We start from the raw sequence: 17,221 nt of genomic DNA on the forward strand, positions 1-17,221 counted from the left end.
ATGCCGTCCGAGCCGCCGCCAGCGCCGTCCGAAGCCAGCGCCGTCCATTCCGGACCGCTGCTGCGCCACCCGCCCTTTCTCGCCTTCTTCGCCACCCGCACGTTGTCGCGCTTCGCCGGACAGATCGCCTCGGTTGCCGTCGGCTGGCAGCTCTACGAGATCACCGGCAGCGCGTTTGTTCTCGGCATCGCCGGGCTGATCCAGTTCCTGCCGACGGCGCTGCTGGTGTTCGTCGCCGGCGGCGCCGCGGATCGTTACGAGCGCCGCCGTGTCATGCAGCTCTGCCAGGCGGCCGACGGCGTGACGGCAGCAGTGCTGGCGGCGGCGAGCCTCGGCGGCTTCCTCTCGGCGCCGACGATCTTCGCCGCGCTCGCGGTGTTCGGCACCGCCGGCGCGTTCGAGAGCCCGGCGGCCGCGGCGCTGCTGCCCGCCACCGCGCCGCAAGGCCAGCTGCAGCAGGCGACCGCGGTGTGGACTGCGGGCGGCCAGGTCGCCACCATCACCGGTCCCGCGCTCGGCGGCCTCGCCTACGCGCTGTCGCCCGCCGTGCCTTATGTCATGATGACGGCGTTCTGGCTCGCGGCGGCGGCGCTGACCGGCCTGCTGCGGGTGGCGCCGGTGGCGCGTCCCGACCTCGCGGAACAGCCCACCCCCGGCGCGCTGTTCGAGGGCGTGCGCTTCGTCCGCAGCAACCCGACCATTCTCGGCACCATCTCGCTCGACCTGTTCGCCGTGCTGCTCGGCGGCGCCGCCGCGCTGCTGCCGATCTATGCCCGCGACATCCTGCATACCGGGCCGTGGGGCCTTGGCGTGCTGCGCGCGGCGCCCGCGGTCGGCGCGCTGGCGATGACGCTGGTGCTCGCCCGCGTGCCGCTCAGGCGCCGTGTCGGCATGCGCATGTTCCAGGCGGTGATCGCGTTCGGCGCGGCAACGGTGGTGTTCGCGCTGTCGCAGTGGCTGTGGCTGTCGCTCGCCGCCCTCGCCGCCATGGGCGCCGCCGACACGGTCAGCGTGGTGATCCGCTTCTCGCTGGTGCAGCTCGCCACCCCCGACGCCATGCGCGGCCGCGTCGGCGCGGTCAACTTCCTGTTCATCAACGCCTCGAACCAGCTCGGCGACTTCGAGAGCGGCATGGTCGCGGCGCTTGTTGGCGCCGTGCCCGCCGCGGTGATCGGCGGCCTCGGCACTATCGCGGTGGCGCTGCTCTGGATGAAGCTGTTTCCCTCGCTGCGCCATGTGGAGAAGCTGCAATGACGGCGCAGGACAGGCCCCGCCGCACGCCGGTGCGCAAACCCGTCGTCAAATCCGCGGGCAAGCCGGCCGCACCGCGCACCCGCCCGGCGGAAGAGCGCCTCGACCAGTTGATGACGGCGGCACAGGAGCTGTTTCTCGCCCACGGCGTCGCCGCGACCAGTGTCGAGCACATCACCGCGCGCGCCGGCGTCGCCAAGGGCACGTTCTATCTCTACTTCGCGTCCAAGGACGAGATGCTGCATGCGCTCGGTGAGCGCTTCGCCCACGACCATCTCGCGGCCATCAGCCGCGTGCTCGGCAAGCTGCGCCCGGATGACTGGGAAGGGCGCCTCGCCGCCTGGGCGAAGAGCAGCGTCGCGAGCTATCTCGACACGGTGCGCTTGCACGACATGCTGTTCCACGAGGCGCGCACGCCGATACGCCGCGGCCTCGTCGACAACATCGTCATCGATCATCTCGGCGGCCTGCTCGCGGCCGGCGCCGCGGCGAAAGCCTGGAAGGTCGAGGATCCGCGGCTGACCGCGGTGTTCCTGTTCAGCGGCGTCCACGCCATGGTCGACGACGCCCTGCTCGCCGCCGACCGCAAGGCGGTGCCGCGGCAGGCGCTGCTGGCGAAGGCGGTCGACGCCTGCTTCCGCGTCGTGGGGCTCGGCGCGACCTAGGCGCCCGGCGCTCAGTTCGCCGCGCGGCGATAGAGCGCGAGGGTGCCGGCAAGCATCAGCAGCGCGCCGCCGCAGATGCGATCGAGCCACAGCGCGCCTGCACGCTTGAGCACCTGCACGGCTTTCGCGCCGAGCAGTGCGTAGCCTGCCATCACCACACAATCGATGGTCGTGAACACCGCGGCCAGCACGGCGTATTGCGGCGCCTGCGGCAGGTCCGGCGCGATAAACTGCGGCAGGAACGCGGTGAAGAACAGGTAGCCCTTCGGGTTGGTGACCGCGACGAGGAAACTCTTGAGAAAGATCGCGCGCGACGTGCCGGTGTCGCCGGCGCCCACTGCCGCAGCAGCGTCGAACGCGCCCTTCGAGCGCAGCAGCCCGACGCCGAGGAAGGCGAGATAGGCGACGCCGATCCATTTCACGGCCGTGAACAGCGTCTCGGAGGCCGCGAGCAGCGCGCCGAGCCCGAGCGCTACGGCCCCCGTCAGCACGACGTCCGACAGCATCGCGCCGGCCATGCCGAACGCGGCGCGGCGCACGCCGAACCGCGAGCCGTTGCTGAGCGCGAGCAGCACGGTCGGCCCCGGCGTGACGATGCCGATGAAGGCGACGAGCGCGAAGGCGAGCAGGGTCATGACGGTCACGGCAGGGCTCCAGCGAATGCCGGCGCATTGTCGCCATCGCCACGGCGTTTGCACGCGCTATTTTCGGGGGATGGCATGCCGCGCGCGCGGCCGGCCACGTGCTTGACCGCATCGCACGCCCTCCCTACCCTTCACGGCGAAGGCCGGCGTGGCGACAGCCGCCGCAACACGGCCGCCGGGAGAGCGCGCGATGCCGCAACAGACTTTCGATTACCCCGCGATGATCGCGGAGCTCAACGCGCTGTTGCGGCTCAAGACCACCGTGATCGGCATGAAGCTGTTCGCCAGCGCCGACGCCATGGCCGCGATCCCCAAGCTGCGCCGTCCCAATGCCGTGCACACCACCGACCAGATCGTCAGCATGGCCGCGCGGCTCGGCTGGACGGTCGGCATCACCGCTGATGATCTCGTCGGCGCGCAGTGCCGCGCGGTGATCGGCCTTGCGCCGCAGGACGAGACCTGGCTGTCGGGGACGCCCTATGTCGGTGTCTGGCACGCAACCGCGGAGGACGCCCGCGCGCGCCAGGAGGCGCTGTGCGTGGTGCCGCACGGCCGCTATGAAGCGCTCGTCGTCAGCCCGCTCGCCAGCGGCCGGCTCGATCCGCCGGACATCTGCCTTGTCTACGCGACGCCCGGGCAGATGATCATCCTGATCAACGGCCTGCAGTACAGCGGCTACAAGAAGTTCGAATGGGGCGTCGTCGGCGAGACCGCGTGTGCCGATTCATGGGGCCGCGCGCTCGCCACCGGCGAGCCCAGCCTGTCGCTGCCGTGCTATGCCGAGCGGCGCTATGGCGGCGTGCCGGATGAGGAGATGCTGATGGCGCTGTCGCCGGCGCATCTGCGCAAGGCGATCGCCGGCATGACCGCGCTCGCTGGCAACGGCCTGCGCTATCCGATCGCGCCCTATGGCATCCAGAGCGATGTGCGTGCCGGCATGGGCGTCTCCTACAAGAAGCCATGAAAAAAACGGATTCGCTCGAATCCGGATTCGTCCGATTGCAGGCCGCGCGACATGTTCCCGTCGCCGATCTCACCGGCGAGCAGGAACCTTCGCTTGGCTCGCGCGTTGATAGAGACGCAATCGGAGGACTATCTGGAATGGATCATGTTGTCGAAACCGCCGTCGCGCGCATCGTCGATACCTATGGCATGCTCTACAGCGCCGCCGAGGCCGAGCGGCGCCGCGACGAGGTGACAAAGTACGTCGACAGGCTGTTCTGGAGCGGCCAGGACGACGGCAACCGTCTCGTTGTCGAAGGCCTTGCCTATCTTCGCCAACGCTACCACTGACAGCGCTATCACTGACGGCGAGCGATCGGGGGGACCATACTCTCGCCGATCGCACCGCCCTCGTGCGACGGCGCATCGTCGTCGCTCTCCGCATTCGCATCCCGAAAGGCCAGCCATGCAACGCTGAGCGACCTCCTCCCTCACGGGACGAGGCCGGCCACGACAAAATTAAAGACGGATCGCGTCTTTCAGGCCGCCTTGCTGTCCGCTGTCGCCATCGCAAGCCCTTCTGCCGGCTCGGCTGTGGGATAGTGGCCGAGCGACAGGAACAGCGCCGCGGGAATGATCTGCAGAGCGGCGAGGATGACCAGCGGGATCACGACGCTGCCGCAGGCTGCGGAGACCCAGGCGAACGCCATTGGACCGGCGGTCGCCCCCAGGAAAAAGGCGAACAGGAACCAGCCGAAGATGCGCGACACCGACCGGGTGCCGAAGTAGCGGCTGGCGAGATAGGGCAGCAGGTCGGTTTCACCGCCGAGTGCAAATCCCGACATGACCGCCGCCAGCAAGATGATCGTTGGAGCCGTCTGGGTGGCGTAGATCAGCGCGCAGCACGCCGACATCACGACCGTCATGACGCCGATGAGCGGTGCATGGACGCGATCGAGCAGATGACCGAAGCCGATGCGCCCGAACAGCACCGAGATGCCGACCACGGCCTGGATCTTGGCGATCTCCGCATGGCTCATGCCGGCGGTCTTGGTCAGGATATACACGACGTTGGGCGCGATGGCATAGAACGACATGCCGATGAGGGCAAAGGCGATCGCCATCTTCCAGAAGGTCGTGGTGCCGATGATGGCGCCGACCGTCAGGCCGGGATCGCCATCATCGACAGACGCGCCGGCGTGGGCCGCCGGCGCGATGCCGTCGGGATGCAGGCCTAAGGGCGCCGGGCTGTCCTTGACCAGCCAGGCCACCAGCGGCAGGCAGACCACGAGTTCGACGGCAGCGAGCGTCAGCAGCGCTGCCGTCCAGCCGTGCTCGGCGATGATCTTCTGTCCGAAGATGGGAATGAGAAAACCGCCCACCGCCTGGGCGCTGGCAGCGAAGCCGAGCGCAAGGCCGCGCTTGCGGCTGAACCACAGCGCCAGCGCGCGGGCGTAGGACAGCACATTGGTGCCGGCGCTGACGAGGCCGATCAGCGCGAAGGCGAGATAGAACTGCATCAGCGAGCCGACCTGGCTCAGCAGCACCAGCGCCACCGCGAACATCGCGATGCTCGCCACCGCAAAGCGGCGCGAGCCGAAGCGATCGAGCGGCCAGCCGCAGATCGGATAGGTGACGGTCTGCAGCAGCAGGAAGATGGTGGCGGCCTGGGCCACCTGCGGCTGGGTCCAGCCGAAATTCTGGGCCATCGCCGCCGCCAGCAGAGGGAAGCCCGCGGCGAAGAACGGCGCCGATCCGAACGCAATGCCGACACCTGAGCCGGCCACAACTTTCCACCCCGGGAAAAATCCCTGCCCTGCCACGATACCCTATCTCCCCAATGACCGTTCTTGTGTCGGCTCCTGGCCTGTTCACGGCGCCAGGCCCCGCCTGTGCGCCGTACCGGAGCATGTCCCCATTCCATCAGCAATGATCGCCGACCCGGGACGAGCCGACGATCCTGTGGTGAAGCACGCGGCGATGGCCGTCCGATGACGACCGTGCGCGGCACGGGAGCGCATGATCGGGCGCGCCCCGGCGTTTGGCAAGCGCCAACTGCATGGCTCCCCAGCACGATCAGCTGCGGTACATCCGCTTCAGCTTGCGCTCGGCGGAGGCCATCGCGGCCTTGGTGTCCTCGGCGCCGGTGCAATAGTTGGCGAACATGTCGACCACGATGAAGTCGGCGATCGCCGCCGCCGCGCTCTCGGTCATGGTGCCGATCCCTGCCGGCGTGGAGGCCGACTGGGCGACATCGCGATAGGGCGTGGTCTTGGGATCGGCGGTCCACACCGGATTGCTGTCGTAGCCGAGCAGGAAGTGCGACAGGTAGCCCTGCGCCGCCTCGATCCAGGGATTGAACTGCGCCGGCTCCAGCAGGAAGGCGGTGAACGCCTTGCAGGCCTGCGGATACTTGCTGAAGTTGAAGACCAGGATCGGGAAGCCGAGATGCAGCTCGCGCCGCTTGCCGTCGAGCCCGACGGGCAGATGCGCATGGTTGATGTCCTGCGCCATCACCGGGTTCTCGGTCTTCGCGGTGACATAGATCGAGATGCCGTTGGTGGTGAGATAGAGCTGGCCGGCGAGGAACGCCTTGTTGTTGGAGCTGTCGTTCCACGACGACGTGCCGGGAATGAAGGTCTCGTACAGCGACTTGACATAGTCCAGCGCCTTCGCCGTCTCCGGTGAACTGACGATCACCTTGTTGGCCTTGTCGACGGTGGCGCCGCCATGGGCCCACAATGCCCAATGCAGCCAGCCATTGGCGTCGCCGGACGCATGGCCGATCGCCATGCCGGCGGGCGTGCCGTTCTTCTGCAGCGCCCTGCATAGCTCGCGGAAGCCGGCGAGATCGCCCGGGATCGCCTTGAAGCCGGCCTTCTCCACCGCACTGATGCGGTAGTTGACGAGGCCGCCGGTGGCGGCGACGGGAATGCCGATCCACTTGTTGCCCAACTTGCCGTAGGCCTCGCCCGACGGCGCCCAGCCGCCGCAGGTCTTGGCGAGATGGTCGGCGACATCGGTGAGATCGACGCATTTCTCCGGAAACAGGAACGGCAGCGAGTACAGCCCCCACACCATGTCGAGCCCCTGCCCGGTGTTGGCGGCCACCGATGCCTTGGGCTGGAGATCGTCATAGGATTCGTTGGAGACGTTGATCCTGACGCCGGTCGCCTTCTCGAAGGCGGCGACGATCTTCATGAAGGCGACATCCTCCGCCTCGACGAAGCGCTTCCAGCGCAGCATGTTGATGGTGGCGCCGGCCTCCGGCTTCCATGGCGCGCTCTGGGCGAAGGCCTTGGCGCGCCCGAGCAACTGGTCCGCGGACATCGTGGCCGCGGCGGCGAGCACGGTCGCTGCGCCAGAGAGCAAACGTCGTCGATCCCAGCCGAACCCGGTCATTGCGTCTCCTCCATGTTGGACCGGGTCGCTGCCCGGCCATTCTTGATTGCGCAGGAGGATAGACACTCGCCTGTTCGCTGTCGAACCGCGGCGCGCCGCACCCGCAGTGCTGCGCGCCTACGCCGCACACCGGGCGCTGTGCACAGCGATTTCGACACACCGCAACACGAGCCTGCCGCAGCGCAATGGAATGAAACGCAGGTAATAAAAAAGCCCGGCGTCGCCGCCGGGCTCGAAGTCGATGGAGGGATGACGATCGTCAGTAACGAGCGACGACCGGGCCGCCGAACTTGTAGCTGATCCGTCCGGTGACCGTGGAGATGGTCAGGTGGTCCTTGAACGACTCGGTGCCGAGCGTCGCCGGCGTATTGGACACCGTGAAGGTCTGCTTGCCGAAGTCCATGTAGTTGTATTCGACGCCGACGACCCAGTTGCCGGCCACGGCATATTCGAGGCCGGCACCGACCACGAAACCGCTCTGCCAGTCACTGTAGTTCAGGCTGTTACCGAGGGTGTCGAAGTTGACGGTCTTGAGCTGCGCGCCGGCATAACCGCCCTTGATATAGGGCAGCCAGTTGTTGAGCGCGTAGCCGACCCGGCCGGTCACGGTGGTGGTGAAGTCGACCTTGGCGCGCAGGCTGTCGGTCGCCGGGAAGAAGATGCTGGTGTCGGTGCGCTTGAGGCTCGTGCCGTTGAACTGCGCCTCGAGGCCGATCACCCAGCTCGAGAGCTGCCAGTTGTAGCCGATCTGGCCGCCATAGACCGCGCCGGTCGGCTTGATGCTCTGCGCACCGCCATTGGTCCAGAAGCCCCCTCCGGGGATCAGGTCGGTGTGGCGGTCGCGGCCCCAGCCATAGCCGGCATCCGCGCCGACATAGAAGCCGGACCAGTCATAGACCGGCTGGAGCAGCGGCGCCGGCGCCTTGGTATAGGGGCGCGCCGCGAGATCCGCAGCGTTGGCCGAACCGATGCCGCCGACAGCGAGGGCGGCTGCGAACAAGGTGGTCTTGATGTGAAGCGTCATGTGGATTTCCCCGGAACTGCATCATCAGCCTATACGGGCGCGTCGATTTGTCTGTAACTCTGCAGCAACAAATAGAAATACAACCATTACGCGAAGCTTACGTGAGTCAACCATTTGAAAAATCTACGGAGTTTCGAGATCCAGAACCGTCCTTGACGACCCGGAAACGCGTCAGCGCCACCACCGGACCTCCCGAACGGAGGCCGGCGGCGGCGCTGCGGCAATTGGCAGCCTTTTCCCGGCGCGAATCAGCGAATCAGCCGGTCACGCCGCACGGATGTTGGCGAGGAAGCGGTCGACGTCGGCACGCAGCGTCGCCGACTGGCGGCTGAGCTCCTCGGCCGACACCAGCACCTGGTTGGCCGCGGTGCCGGTCTCGCCGGCCGCCTGGTTGACGCCGACGATGGTCTGCGACACCTGGCCGGTGCCCTCGGCCGCCTGCTGGACATTGCGGGCGATCTCCTGGGTCGCGGCGCCCTGCTCCTCCACCGCGGACGCGATAGTGGTGGCGATCTCGTTGATGGCGGCGATGGTGCCGCTGATGCTGCCGATCGCCGCGACCGCCTCGCCGGTGGCCTGCTGCATGGCGGCGACCTGGGCGGAAATCTCCTCGGTGGCCTTGGCGGTCTGGCTCGCCAGCGACTTCACCTCGTTGGCGACGACCGCGAAGCCGCGGCCGGCTTCGCCCGCGCGCGCCGCCTCGATGGTGGCGTTGAGCGCCAGCAGGTTGGTCTGGCTGGCGATGTCGCTGATCAGCTTGACGACGTCGCCGATCTTCTGCGCCGCCGACGACAGGCCCTGCACGGTGGCGTTGGTGCGGTTGGCTTCCTGCACCGCCTTGGCGGCGATCTCGGTCGACTGCGTCACCTGGCGGCCGATCTCGCCGACCGACGACGACAACTCCTCGGTCGCGACCGCGACCGTCTGGACATTGGACGTCGCCTGGCCGGCGGCGGTCGCCACCGTCGACGCCTGGCGGCTCGCCTCCTCGGCGGTCGCCGACATCGTCTGCGACATCGAACGCATGCCGCTGGCGGACTGGCCGAGGGTGTCGAGCGAGGCGCGCACGCCGGTCTCGAACTCGTCGGCGAGACGGCCGAGGAAGTGCTTCTTCTCGTCTTCCGACTTCTGCTTCAGCGCATCCTGCTCGGCGCGCAGCCGCGCGGTCTCCTGCATGTTGTCCTTGAACACCTGCACCGACTGCGCCATCGCGCCGACCTCGTCGCCGCGTTCGAGCGCCGGGATCGCGGTGTGCGCGTCGCCGCCGGCGAGCTTGCGCATCGCCGCGGTCATGCCGGTGATGGGATTGACGATGCTGCGTCCCAGCAGCACGGACATGCCGACCACCAGCAGCAGCGCCACCACGGACAGGCCGCCGATCCATTCGACCTGCGACCAGAAGATGGCATTGACGTCGTCGAGATAGATGCCGGCGCCCATCGACCAGTTATAGGGCTTGTAGCCCAGGGCGTAGACGATCTTCGGCTGCGGCTCGGTGGCGCCGACCTTGGGGAAGCGGAAGGTGCTGAAGCCCGATCCCGGTCCCTTGCTCACCAGCTCGACCTGTTCGCGGGTGAAATAGACGCCATCCGGATCGGGGCTGTTCATCAGGTTCTTGCCCTCGACCTTGGGATTGGGGTGGGCGACCACGTTGCCGCTCATGTCGAGGGCGTAGAAGTAGTCGTTGTCCTTGCCGAACCGCAGGCTGCGCAGCAGCGTCTTGCTGCGCTCCAGCATCTCCGCCTCGGACAGTCCCGCCTTCTTCGCCGTCTCGCGGTCGAAGTCGAGCGCCTGCTGGGTCACGCGCACGAGATCCTGCAGCTTGGCCTTGCGATCCTCCAGCAGATTGCTCTTGAGCGTCGACAGTCCGACCGCGGCCACCGCGCCGATGCCGAGCACCGCGAGGCACACCATGATCATGAGCTTGGAGGAAATCCGCAAATTGCCGAGCATCACGTACCCTTCCGGAATCGCCGAGAACAATGCGGCGCCCGCAGGCGCCGCAACATGATACCTCTGCTAGCGTAAATTGATGAAAGTGCCCCTAACAATAGCCCCACGCGGCTCCCGCACATTGTCGCAGCCCCCGGGGCGTGGATGGCCCAGTCCGCCGTGCCGGTCATGGCCCTTCGGCCCGATCGCGCCCGCAGCTAGCGTGCGCGGCGACACCCGATCGAGCCCCCGATCGAGCCGGAGACCCATCCGATGCTTGCTCCCGACAGGAGACACTTCAACCTCACCGCCGTGACATCGCTGCTCGCGGCCGCCCTGGCCCTGCCCGCGCGTCCGGCGTCATCCGCCGACGGCCCGGCGGCAACGCCATCCGGCACAGCGTCGACGCGCCGCGCAGTCATCGCCGAGCGACTGCCCGGACCGGACGCGCGCCTGATGAGCCTGATCGAGATCACCTATCCGCCGGGCACGGGATCGCCCGAGCACCTGCATGCCAACGGCGTGATGGCCTTCGTCGTGGCGGGGTCGATCGTGTCCCGGGTCGGCGACGGACCGGAGCGGACCTATGGCCGCGGCGAGGCCTGGTGGGAACCGCCGGGCGCGATCCACCGGGTGTCGCGCAACGCCAGCACCTCGGAGCCGGCGACGCTGCTCGCGATCTATGTCGCGCCCGCGGACGCGAGCCCGGCCGACCTGATGAAGCCGATCTGACGCCGGCGCGGCGGGCCCCTGCAGAACCATCGTTTCCCTCCAACTTGAGCCGGGCCCGCGCCCGGCTTTTTTGTTGGGTGAATTCCAGGTCAAGCGGCCATCGTTCGCGTGGCCGGCGCGCTCACTTTCGTCGGGATGCGCTGTCGCTGCGCGGCGTCGCCGCGCCCGCGATCCCCGGCAGCGCCTCGCGCAGGCGCCGCGCGATCCGCGGCGCATCGCGTTCGGCAACATTGGTGAACGACAGCAGCAGCGCCGGATCGCACGCCACCTCGATCGCGCAGTCGCGCAGCGCGCCGGGCGCGAGCCCGTGCGCCGCCGCGGCCTGCGCCAGCGCGACATCATCGGCGCCCGCCGGCAGCCGTGCCACCAGATGCATGCCGCCGGCGTGGTGGTCGATGCGCAGCGCCGCGCCGAATGTCCGCGCCAGCGCCTCGGCCAGCGCGTCGCGCCGCGCGCCGTAGAGCCCGCGCATCCGCCGCAGGTGCCGTGCGAAATGTCCCTGTGCGATGAAATTCGCAACCACCGCTTGCTCCAGCGCCGGCAGGCCGGTGCCGAACAGCCGGCATGCGGTCGCGAACGCTTCGACGAGGCCGTCGGGTACCACGAGGTAGCCGAGCCGCAGCGACGGAAACAGCGTCTTGCTGAAGCTGCCGACATAGAGCACACGCTCGCCGCGATCGAGGCTCTTGAGCGCCGGCAGCGGCCGGCCGCTGTAGCGAAACTCGCTGTCGTAATCGTCCTCGATCACGAACGCGCCGGCCGTCTCCGCCCAGGCCAGCAGTGCCTGGCGGCGTGGCAAGCTCAGCGACACGCCGAGCGGGCTGTGATGCGAGGGCGTCACCACCGCAAAGCGCGCCCGCGGCGCGCGGCGCCGCCCCGCGGCGACATCGAGGCCGGCGGCATCGACCGGGACCGGCACGAGCCGCGCGCCGGCATGCTCCAGCGCCCGTCGCGCCCGCAGATAGCCGGGATCCTCGAACCACGCCTGATCGCCCGGCCGCAGCAGCACCCGCGCGATCAGGCCGACGCCGCCCTGGTAGCCGGCGCAGACGATGACCTGAGACGCGGTGCAGGCGATGCCGCGCGACGTCGCGAGATAGCCGGCGATGGCCTCGCGCAGCGGGCCGAAGCCGGCGGGGTCCGGATAGGCCAGCGAAGCGGGCGATGTCATGCGGGCCTGCCGCGCCACGAGGCGCGACCACAGCTTGCGCGGGAAAGCATCGAGCGCCGGCAGCCCCATCTCGAGCGGCCGCACCGCCGGGAGCGCTGCGGCACGCGCCGGCCGTGCCGGTCGGCGCCGTGGCGCGGGCGTGGACGGTGCGAGCTCCGGGGAGACGATGGTGCCGCGCGGGCCGCGGCTGATGATGTAGCCCTCGCCCGAAAGCAGGGCATAGGCGGTGTCGATGGTGCCGCGCGCGGCGTGGAGCTGGGCCGCAAGGCTGCGCGCCGACGGCAGGCGGTCGCCGGGGCGCAATTGTCCGCTTTCGATCGCCATGCGGATGCTGTCGTGGATCTGGCGATACAGCGGGGCGGACTGGTCACGATCAAGGTTCAGGGCGCGCATGCGGCTCTCCCGGCGCCGCGGCGCCCGATGGCCCTATGATCTAGTGACAATCAGCCGAACTGGCCAGACCATGGCCCGCGCCGGTCAGCGCGGCCGGACGCCGCCGAGATAGTCGGCGCAGGCCGCGACAGCCTCGCGCAACGAGGGGAAGACATGCCGCACCGCGGTCGCGATCATCAGGTTCTCGCCGAGGCCGAAGTCCTCGATCGCCATATGCGCGCCGTCATAGATGACGCCGGCCGCCTCCTGGGCGTCGTCGCCGGCGGTGCGCTCCAGCAGCGTGCGGTGGTCCGTCGTCCAGGCGAACACCGGCTTGCCGAGCGCCGCCGCGAAGCCGATTTCATAGGCGGTGCCCGGATCCATGTTGGGCCCGCGGAACGGCGAAATCTCCGCGATCACCGCCTCGGCGCGGTGGATCATGTCCTCGTTGGCGCGGCGGATATGGTCGGCCTGGCGCGCCTTGTCGGCTTCGGTGTCGATCTCGTTGTCCATCGGCCACAGCGGCGTCAGGCCATGGGCCCGGCACACCTGCTTCAGCGTGGCCGCGAACTCGGCCACGTCCCGGCGGAACACACCGGGACCCGCCAGGTAGACCTGGGCGCGCGGGATCACGTCTTCTGCGCCAGCAGCGCTTCGCGGGCCTTGGTCAGCCGCTCGAGCTCCTCGGTCTGCTGGGTGATGCGATCGGCGACCAGAGCTTCGTTGTTGCCGCCCGACACGGCGGCGGCCTGCTCCACCAGTTGCCGGATGTTGTCGCGAACGATGGCGATGCGCCTGTCGAGTTCAGCCAGTGAACCGATGCTCATGGGTGCCGCTCCTTCCCCGGCCGTCCCCGGCCGGCTGCAACGATGATAGCGGCAACTGCCGGAGCCACCAGCGAGAATTTTGCCCGTCGGGCCGGCCGGCCGCCGCCACGCCCGCGCTGGGCCGCGGTGCGCCGCCCCTGCCTGCGGCCTCCGCATGGCGTAAAGCCGGCCCGGAATCCGCCTGAAGCCAGCCGGGCGCCGGCGCGCGGCGACTGTCCACAGGCAAATGCGTGACCGCACCGTGACGGACCGGCAGGGATATCCACACGCCAGGCGCCGCTGCCGGATTTGCCCGGCGACGGCAGCCGCGATAGGTTCGCGCCCGCTCAAGACCGTCGATGACGCCCCTGCCCGCGAGCCGTGGATGGAAGACCGCTCTTTTTTCGTGACCGTTGTCCTGGTGATGCTGGCGCTCGCCGCCGGCGAGATCGCCTATGGCATCTACGGGCCGTTCTCCGCGCCCGGCCACGACGCGATGGAATTCAGCAGCCGCAACCGGCTGCGGTGATCAGGATCACATCATGATGCGCCATGACCGCCCTTCGCGACTGCTGCTGACCGTCTGTGCCGCGGCGCTGGCTGCCCTGCTGGTGACCACCGCCGACGCCACGGCGAAAAGCAGGCGCCCGAAGGTTACCCGCTGGCACGGCTATGGCTTCCTGCCCGGCGTGCGCACGCCCGAGCGGATCGAATGGGAGCGGCGCGTGGCGCGCGAGCGCGACCCGTTTAACCGCTGGTACGGCTATCCCCGCTACTATCGCGGCCGCTGGAACGGCGGCGGCTTCGGTCCGTGCTGGACCTACACGCCGATCGGGCCGCACTGGAACTGCGGCTGAGCCGACCTTTCATGCGGCGCGGAGCACGCCGCGCCGCCGGCCGCGGCCATCATGCCGCCCGCTCGGTCGCCACGAGGTCGCGCACGATCGCCAGCGCCGCGTCATTGGCCTCGAAACGCATGAACACGCCGTCGCCGGCGATGCGCGACACCGCGCCGGCGAGCCGCGCCGGGACGCCGTCGATCGCCAGCATCAGCGCCGTGCCGGCGGCGACCTTGCCGACGTCCCCGATCACGGTCGCCCCGGCCGTCGACAGATCACGCACCTGAACGCGATGGGTGCGGCCGCCGACCGTGACGCTGCCGGCACGCTCCATCGTCCTGCGCGGCTCGAAGCGGCGATCGACATCCGACGTCGAGGTGCGGATCACCCGCACCAGGATGGTGCGCAGGTCGTCGACCTTGCCGGCGATCTCGGTCGATCCGTTCTGGATCTCGGACGCCCGCCGCCCGGTCTCGATCGCTTCCTGCGACACAGTGGCGATCTGCGCCGCGACCTCGCGCGCCGCCCCCGAGGTCTCGTCCACGGTGCGCGCGATCTCGCGGGTGACGGCGTTCTGCTCCTCGATCGCCGCGGCGATGGCCGAGGACACCGTCTCGACATGGCCGATCGCCTTGCCGATGGCGGTGATGGAGTCCACCGACTCCCGCGTCGCATCCTGGATCTCGGCGATCTGCTGCGAAATCTCGCCGGTGGCGTTGGCGGTCTGCTGCGCCAGCGATTTCACCTCGGAGGCGACGACCGCAAAGCCGCGTCCGGCCTCGCCGGCACGCGCCGCCTCGATGGTGGCGTTGAGCGCCAAGAGGTTGGTCTGGCTCGCGATCTCGCTGATCAGCTTGGTGACGGTGCCGACCTTCTCGGCCGCCTGCGCCAGCTTGCCGATGGTCGACTGCGCCATCTCCGACGCCGACACCGCCTGCGCGGTCAGCGCCTTCGACGAATTGACCTGGGAGGCGATCTCCGCGATCGAGGCGCTGAGCTGCGAGGACGCCGCGGCGACCGTCTGGGCGTTCGTCAGCGCTTCCTCGGCGGCCGCGGCGACGCTCGCGCTGTTCTTGCCGAGCTGCACGGCGGAGCCGGTCATGTGGGCGGCATTCGCCGCCATCCGCTCGGTACCGGCGGAGACCTGCGTCACCGCCGCGGTGGTTTCCCGCTCCACGGTGTCGGCCATCTCCTGCAGGGCGCGGCGCTTGAAGTCCTCGGCGGCCTGCCGCCGCTCCTCGTCGAGCGCGGCTTCCGCCCGCGCCTTGTCCGCGGCGCGGATGCGGAACTGGTCGATCGAGCGCGCCATGTCGCCGAGCTCGTCGCGGCGCGTCAGCCCGGGCAGCGCGATGGCGAAATCGCCCGCGCCGAGGCGCGTCAGTGCCGCCGTCATCGCCACCATCGCGCTCGAGATCTTGCGGGCGATCAGCAGCGTCACCGCGCCGAGCAGGACCATGACGACAAACGCGGCCAGCGCCACGTCACGCACGCTCTGCCACAGCTGGGCGTCGAGATCGTCGATATAGACGCCGGTGCCGATGATCCAGTTCCAGGGCGCGAAGCCGACGACATAGGACAGCTTGGGCTGCGGCGCATCCTTGCCCGGCTTCGGCCACTGGTAATCGACGAAACCGGCGCCGTCCTTCTTCACCACATCGACGAACTCGACGAACAGCCGCTTGCCGCTGGGATCCTTGATGCCGCTGAGGTCCTTGCCGTTCAGTTCCGCCTTCTCCGGATGCATGATCATGCGAGGCGCGAGATCGTTGATCCAGAAATAGTCGCCGCTGCCGTAGCGCAGCCTGGCGATGCGGGCGGCGGCGCTGGCGCGGGCGGCCTCGTCGGTCGCCTGTCCCTGCGCGATCTTGCCGTGCTCCTCGCGGGCGATCCCGAGCGCGAGCTGCGCGAGATGGCTGAGCTCGCTCTGGCGCTGCTGCTTGAGCGACTGGGCGAGGTTCGCAGTCTGCATCAGCGCCAGACCGATCAGGCAGCAGAAGCTGAGCCCGATGATGCAGTAGATGCGGAAACTGACAGAGAGCCGGCGAAACATCAGAACATTCCCGTAATGACGAAGGCGCAAAATGTGAATCGGTCCGCTTAAACTGTCATGGCAAAGCTTCCACAATCTTAATCAGGCGATCGTGCGCTATAATTTCCGGAGCGCAATGTGCACGACCACAAGACATTCCATACTTGACGACGTCGCGTTTTGAGCGACTGCGGCGCTTTCCGGCGAATCGCGCCGTCGCGGCGCAACGGGGATCCTGCCCCTCCGCGGCGCGAGGCAGCCCCTGATCGAACGCCGGAGCCAACCCGCCGGCCCGAATGACAGGCGAAACGGCCGCCGGTGACCGCGCCTCGTATCGCGGCGGCACCGGCACGCGGTTCAGCCCTGGTCAACTCTTTATATGATAACCTTCCTATGATTGATTCGACGCCGAGGCATCGCACGCTCATGCTGACAGGCCCGCACGATCCCCTGCACCGCTTCCCCACGGTCCGCACCACCGACCCGGAGGAGTTCAGGCACGCGCTGCTGAACGTCTATGGCGCCCGCGCGCTGACCGTTCACGACCCCGCCCGGCTCAGGACGCGCGGCAACTTCCTGCGGCTCGGCTCCATCGCACTCGGCTTCAGCGCCTGCGAGGCCCCGGCGGACGTGCGGTTCGACGGCGCCGACTTCGCCCGCGTGCAGATCGCGCTCGCCGGGCGCGCCCGCACCACCAGCGGCGGCCGCACCGTGGACATCGACAGCGGGCAATACTGCATCACCTCGCCGGACCGCCCGGCGACGCTGGAATATGGCGCGGACTTCGAGCACCTGGTGCTGCGGGTGGACCGCAATGCGCTGCTGCGCAAGCTGACCGCGCTGATCGGGGTTCCGCCGCATGGCGGCATCGAATTCGACGCCGCGGCGTTCACCAGCCTCGCCGCCGTGCACGGGCTGCGCGACCTGATGCTGTTCCTGGCGCGCCAGCTCGATGGCGAAGCGTCGCAATTGCCGGCGCTGGCGCTTGCGGAAATCGAGCAGGCCCTGATCGTCGGGCTGCTCACCACTGGCCGGCACCGCTTCAGCGACGTGCTGCAGCAGGATCCGCCCGGCGCCAGTGCCGCCCAGGTGCTGCGCGCGGAAGCCTATATCGAGGCGCACTGGGACAGCCCGCTGACCGTCGACGACCTCGTGGCGGCGACCGGGATCGGCGCGCGCAGCCTGTTTCGCGCGTTCCAGACGGCACGAGGCTATTCGCCGATGGCGTTCGCCAAGACGCTGCGCCTGCGCAAGGCCCGCGAGATCCTGCTGATCGACGGCTTGAGTGTCGGCGAAGCCGCGTTCCGCTGCGGCTTCAGCAATCTCGGCCACTTCGCCCGCGACTACCGCAACGCTTTCGGCGAAAAGCCGTCGGCGACACGCGCCCGCGCACGCGGACGCTGAGCGGCGCG

Annotated in this window: 17 protein-coding genes; 8 read left to right on the forward strand and 9 right to left on the reverse strand. The window is 68.8% G+C overall.

The genetic code is table 11. From position 1 onward, the window contains the following. On the forward strand, positions 1-1,254 hold the full coding sequence (locus tag AB4Z37_RS19090) for an MFS transporter (RefSeq protein WP_441518476.1): 1,254 nt from the start codon (positions 1-3) through the stop codon (positions 1,252-1,254). Next, the gene (locus AB4Z37_RS19095; RefSeq protein ID WP_441518318.1) at positions 1,251-1,916 is read left to right on the forward strand and encodes a TetR/AcrR family transcriptional regulator; all 666 of its coding nucleotides are present in this window, start codon (positions 1,251-1,253) and stop codon (positions 1,914-1,916) included. The genes AB4Z37_RS19090 and AB4Z37_RS19095 overlap by 4 nt, the downstream gene beginning before the upstream one ends. An 11-nt stretch (positions 1,917-1,927) precedes the next feature. Here AB4Z37_RS19095 and AB4Z37_RS19100 read toward each other — a convergent pair whose 3' ends face one another. Next, a complete protein-coding gene (locus AB4Z37_RS19100; RefSeq protein ID WP_441518477.1) occupies positions 1,928-2,551 on the reverse strand; it encodes a LysE family translocator in 624 nt (207 codons plus the stop codon). 199 nt (positions 2,552-2,750) lie between these two features. On the opposite strand from AB4Z37_RS19100, the gene AB4Z37_RS19105 reads away from it, so the two are divergent. Then, positions 2,751-3,524 carry a DUF169 domain-containing protein gene (locus tag AB4Z37_RS19105; protein ID WP_441518319.1) on the forward strand — a complete coding sequence of 258 codons (774 nt, stop codon included), beginning with the start codon at positions 2,751-2,753 and terminating at the stop codon, positions 3,522-3,524. Continuing rightward, positions 3,521-3,853 (forward strand): hypothetical protein, encoded by a 333-nt coding sequence (locus AB4Z37_RS19110; RefSeq protein ID WP_441518320.1) that lies wholly within the window; start codon positions 3,521-3,523, stop codon positions 3,851-3,853. Before AB4Z37_RS19105 ends, AB4Z37_RS19110 begins: the two co-directional genes overlap by 4 nt. Positions 3,854-4,041: 188 nt before the next feature. Here AB4Z37_RS19110 and AB4Z37_RS19115 read toward each other — a convergent pair whose 3' ends face one another. The 4 genes from AB4Z37_RS19115 to AB4Z37_RS19130 all read right to left on the reverse strand — a co-directional run bounded on the left by AB4Z37_RS19115 (position 4,042) and on the right by AB4Z37_RS19130 (position 9,881). Beyond that, positions 4,042-5,289, reverse strand: a complete 1,248-nt coding sequence (locus AB4Z37_RS19115) for an MFS transporter (RefSeq protein ID WP_441518321.1) — start codon at positions 5,287-5,289, stop codon at positions 4,042-4,044. A gap of 289 nt (positions 5,290-5,578) precedes the next feature. After that, on the reverse strand, positions 5,579-6,904 hold the full coding sequence (locus AB4Z37_RS19120) for an ABC transporter substrate-binding protein (RefSeq protein WP_441518322.1): 1,326 nt from the start codon (positions 6,902-6,904) through the stop codon (positions 5,579-5,581). 259 nt (positions 6,905-7,163) lie between these two features. Continuing rightward, a complete protein-coding gene (locus tag AB4Z37_RS19125; RefSeq protein WP_441518323.1) occupies positions 7,164-7,928 on the reverse strand; it encodes an outer membrane protein in 765 nt (254 codons plus the stop codon). Between the two features lie 264 nt (positions 7,929-8,192). Then, the gene (locus AB4Z37_RS19130) at positions 8,193-9,881 is read right to left on the reverse strand and encodes a methyl-accepting chemotaxis protein (protein WP_441518324.1); all 1,689 of its coding nucleotides are present in this window, start codon (positions 9,879-9,881) and stop codon (positions 8,193-8,195) included. 252 nt (positions 9,882-10,133) lie between these two features. On the opposite strand from AB4Z37_RS19130, the gene AB4Z37_RS19135 reads away from it, so the two are divergent. After that, on the forward strand, positions 10,134-10,592 hold the full coding sequence (locus tag AB4Z37_RS19135) for a cupin domain-containing protein (RefSeq protein ID WP_441518325.1): 459 nt from the start codon (positions 10,134-10,136) through the stop codon (positions 10,590-10,592). 121 nt (positions 10,593-10,713) lie between these two features. Here AB4Z37_RS19135 and pdxR read toward each other — a convergent pair whose 3' ends face one another. The 3 genes from pdxR to AB4Z37_RS19150 form a co-directional block, all read right to left on the reverse strand. Beyond that, complete coding sequence (gene pdxR, locus AB4Z37_RS19140) at positions 10,714-12,156, reverse strand: MocR-like pyridoxine biosynthesis transcription factor PdxR (RefSeq protein WP_441518326.1); 1,443 nt, start codon at positions 12,154-12,156, stop codon at positions 10,714-10,716. A gap of 84 nt (positions 12,157-12,240) precedes the next feature. Continuing rightward, positions 12,241-12,768 (reverse strand): nucleoside 2-deoxyribosyltransferase, encoded by a 528-nt coding sequence (locus AB4Z37_RS19145; protein WP_441518327.1) that lies wholly within the window; start codon positions 12,766-12,768, stop codon positions 12,241-12,243. After that, positions 12,765-12,962: a hypothetical protein gene (locus AB4Z37_RS19150; RefSeq protein WP_441518328.1), complete on the reverse strand. Its 198-nt coding sequence runs from the start codon at positions 12,960-12,962 to the stop codon at positions 12,765-12,767. The genes AB4Z37_RS19145 and AB4Z37_RS19150 overlap by 4 nt, the downstream gene beginning before the upstream one ends. A gap of 226 nt (positions 12,963-13,188) precedes the next feature. Between AB4Z37_RS19150 and AB4Z37_RS19155 the strand changes: the two genes are divergently transcribed. Next, the gene (locus tag AB4Z37_RS19155; RefSeq protein ID WP_441518329.1) at positions 13,189-13,470 is read left to right on the forward strand and encodes a hypothetical protein; all 282 of its coding nucleotides are present in this window, start codon (positions 13,189-13,191) and stop codon (positions 13,468-13,470) included. A 13-nt stretch (positions 13,471-13,483) separates the two neighbouring features. After that, on the forward strand, positions 13,484-13,798 hold the full coding sequence (locus AB4Z37_RS19160; RefSeq protein ID WP_441518330.1) for a hypothetical protein: 315 nt from the start codon (positions 13,484-13,486) through the stop codon (positions 13,796-13,798). A gap of 49 nt (positions 13,799-13,847) precedes the next feature. Here AB4Z37_RS19160 and AB4Z37_RS19165 read toward each other — a convergent pair whose 3' ends face one another. Beyond that, positions 13,848-15,830 (reverse strand): methyl-accepting chemotaxis protein, encoded by a 1,983-nt coding sequence (locus AB4Z37_RS19165; RefSeq protein WP_441518331.1) that lies wholly within the window; start codon positions 15,828-15,830, stop codon positions 13,848-13,850. Between the two features lie 405 nt (positions 15,831-16,235). Between AB4Z37_RS19165 and AB4Z37_RS19170 the strand changes: the two genes are divergently transcribed. Further along, on the forward strand, positions 16,236-17,213 hold the full coding sequence (locus tag AB4Z37_RS19170) for a helix-turn-helix domain-containing protein (RefSeq protein ID WP_441518332.1): 978 nt from the start codon (positions 16,236-16,238) through the stop codon (positions 17,211-17,213). Positions 17,214-17,221: the final 8 nt, after the last annotated feature.

It is taken from the genome of Bradyrhizobium sp. 2TAF24 (genome assembly GCF_052115025.1).
Lineage (GTDB): Bacteria > Pseudomonadota > Alphaproteobacteria > Rhizobiales > Xanthobacteraceae > Bradyrhizobium_A.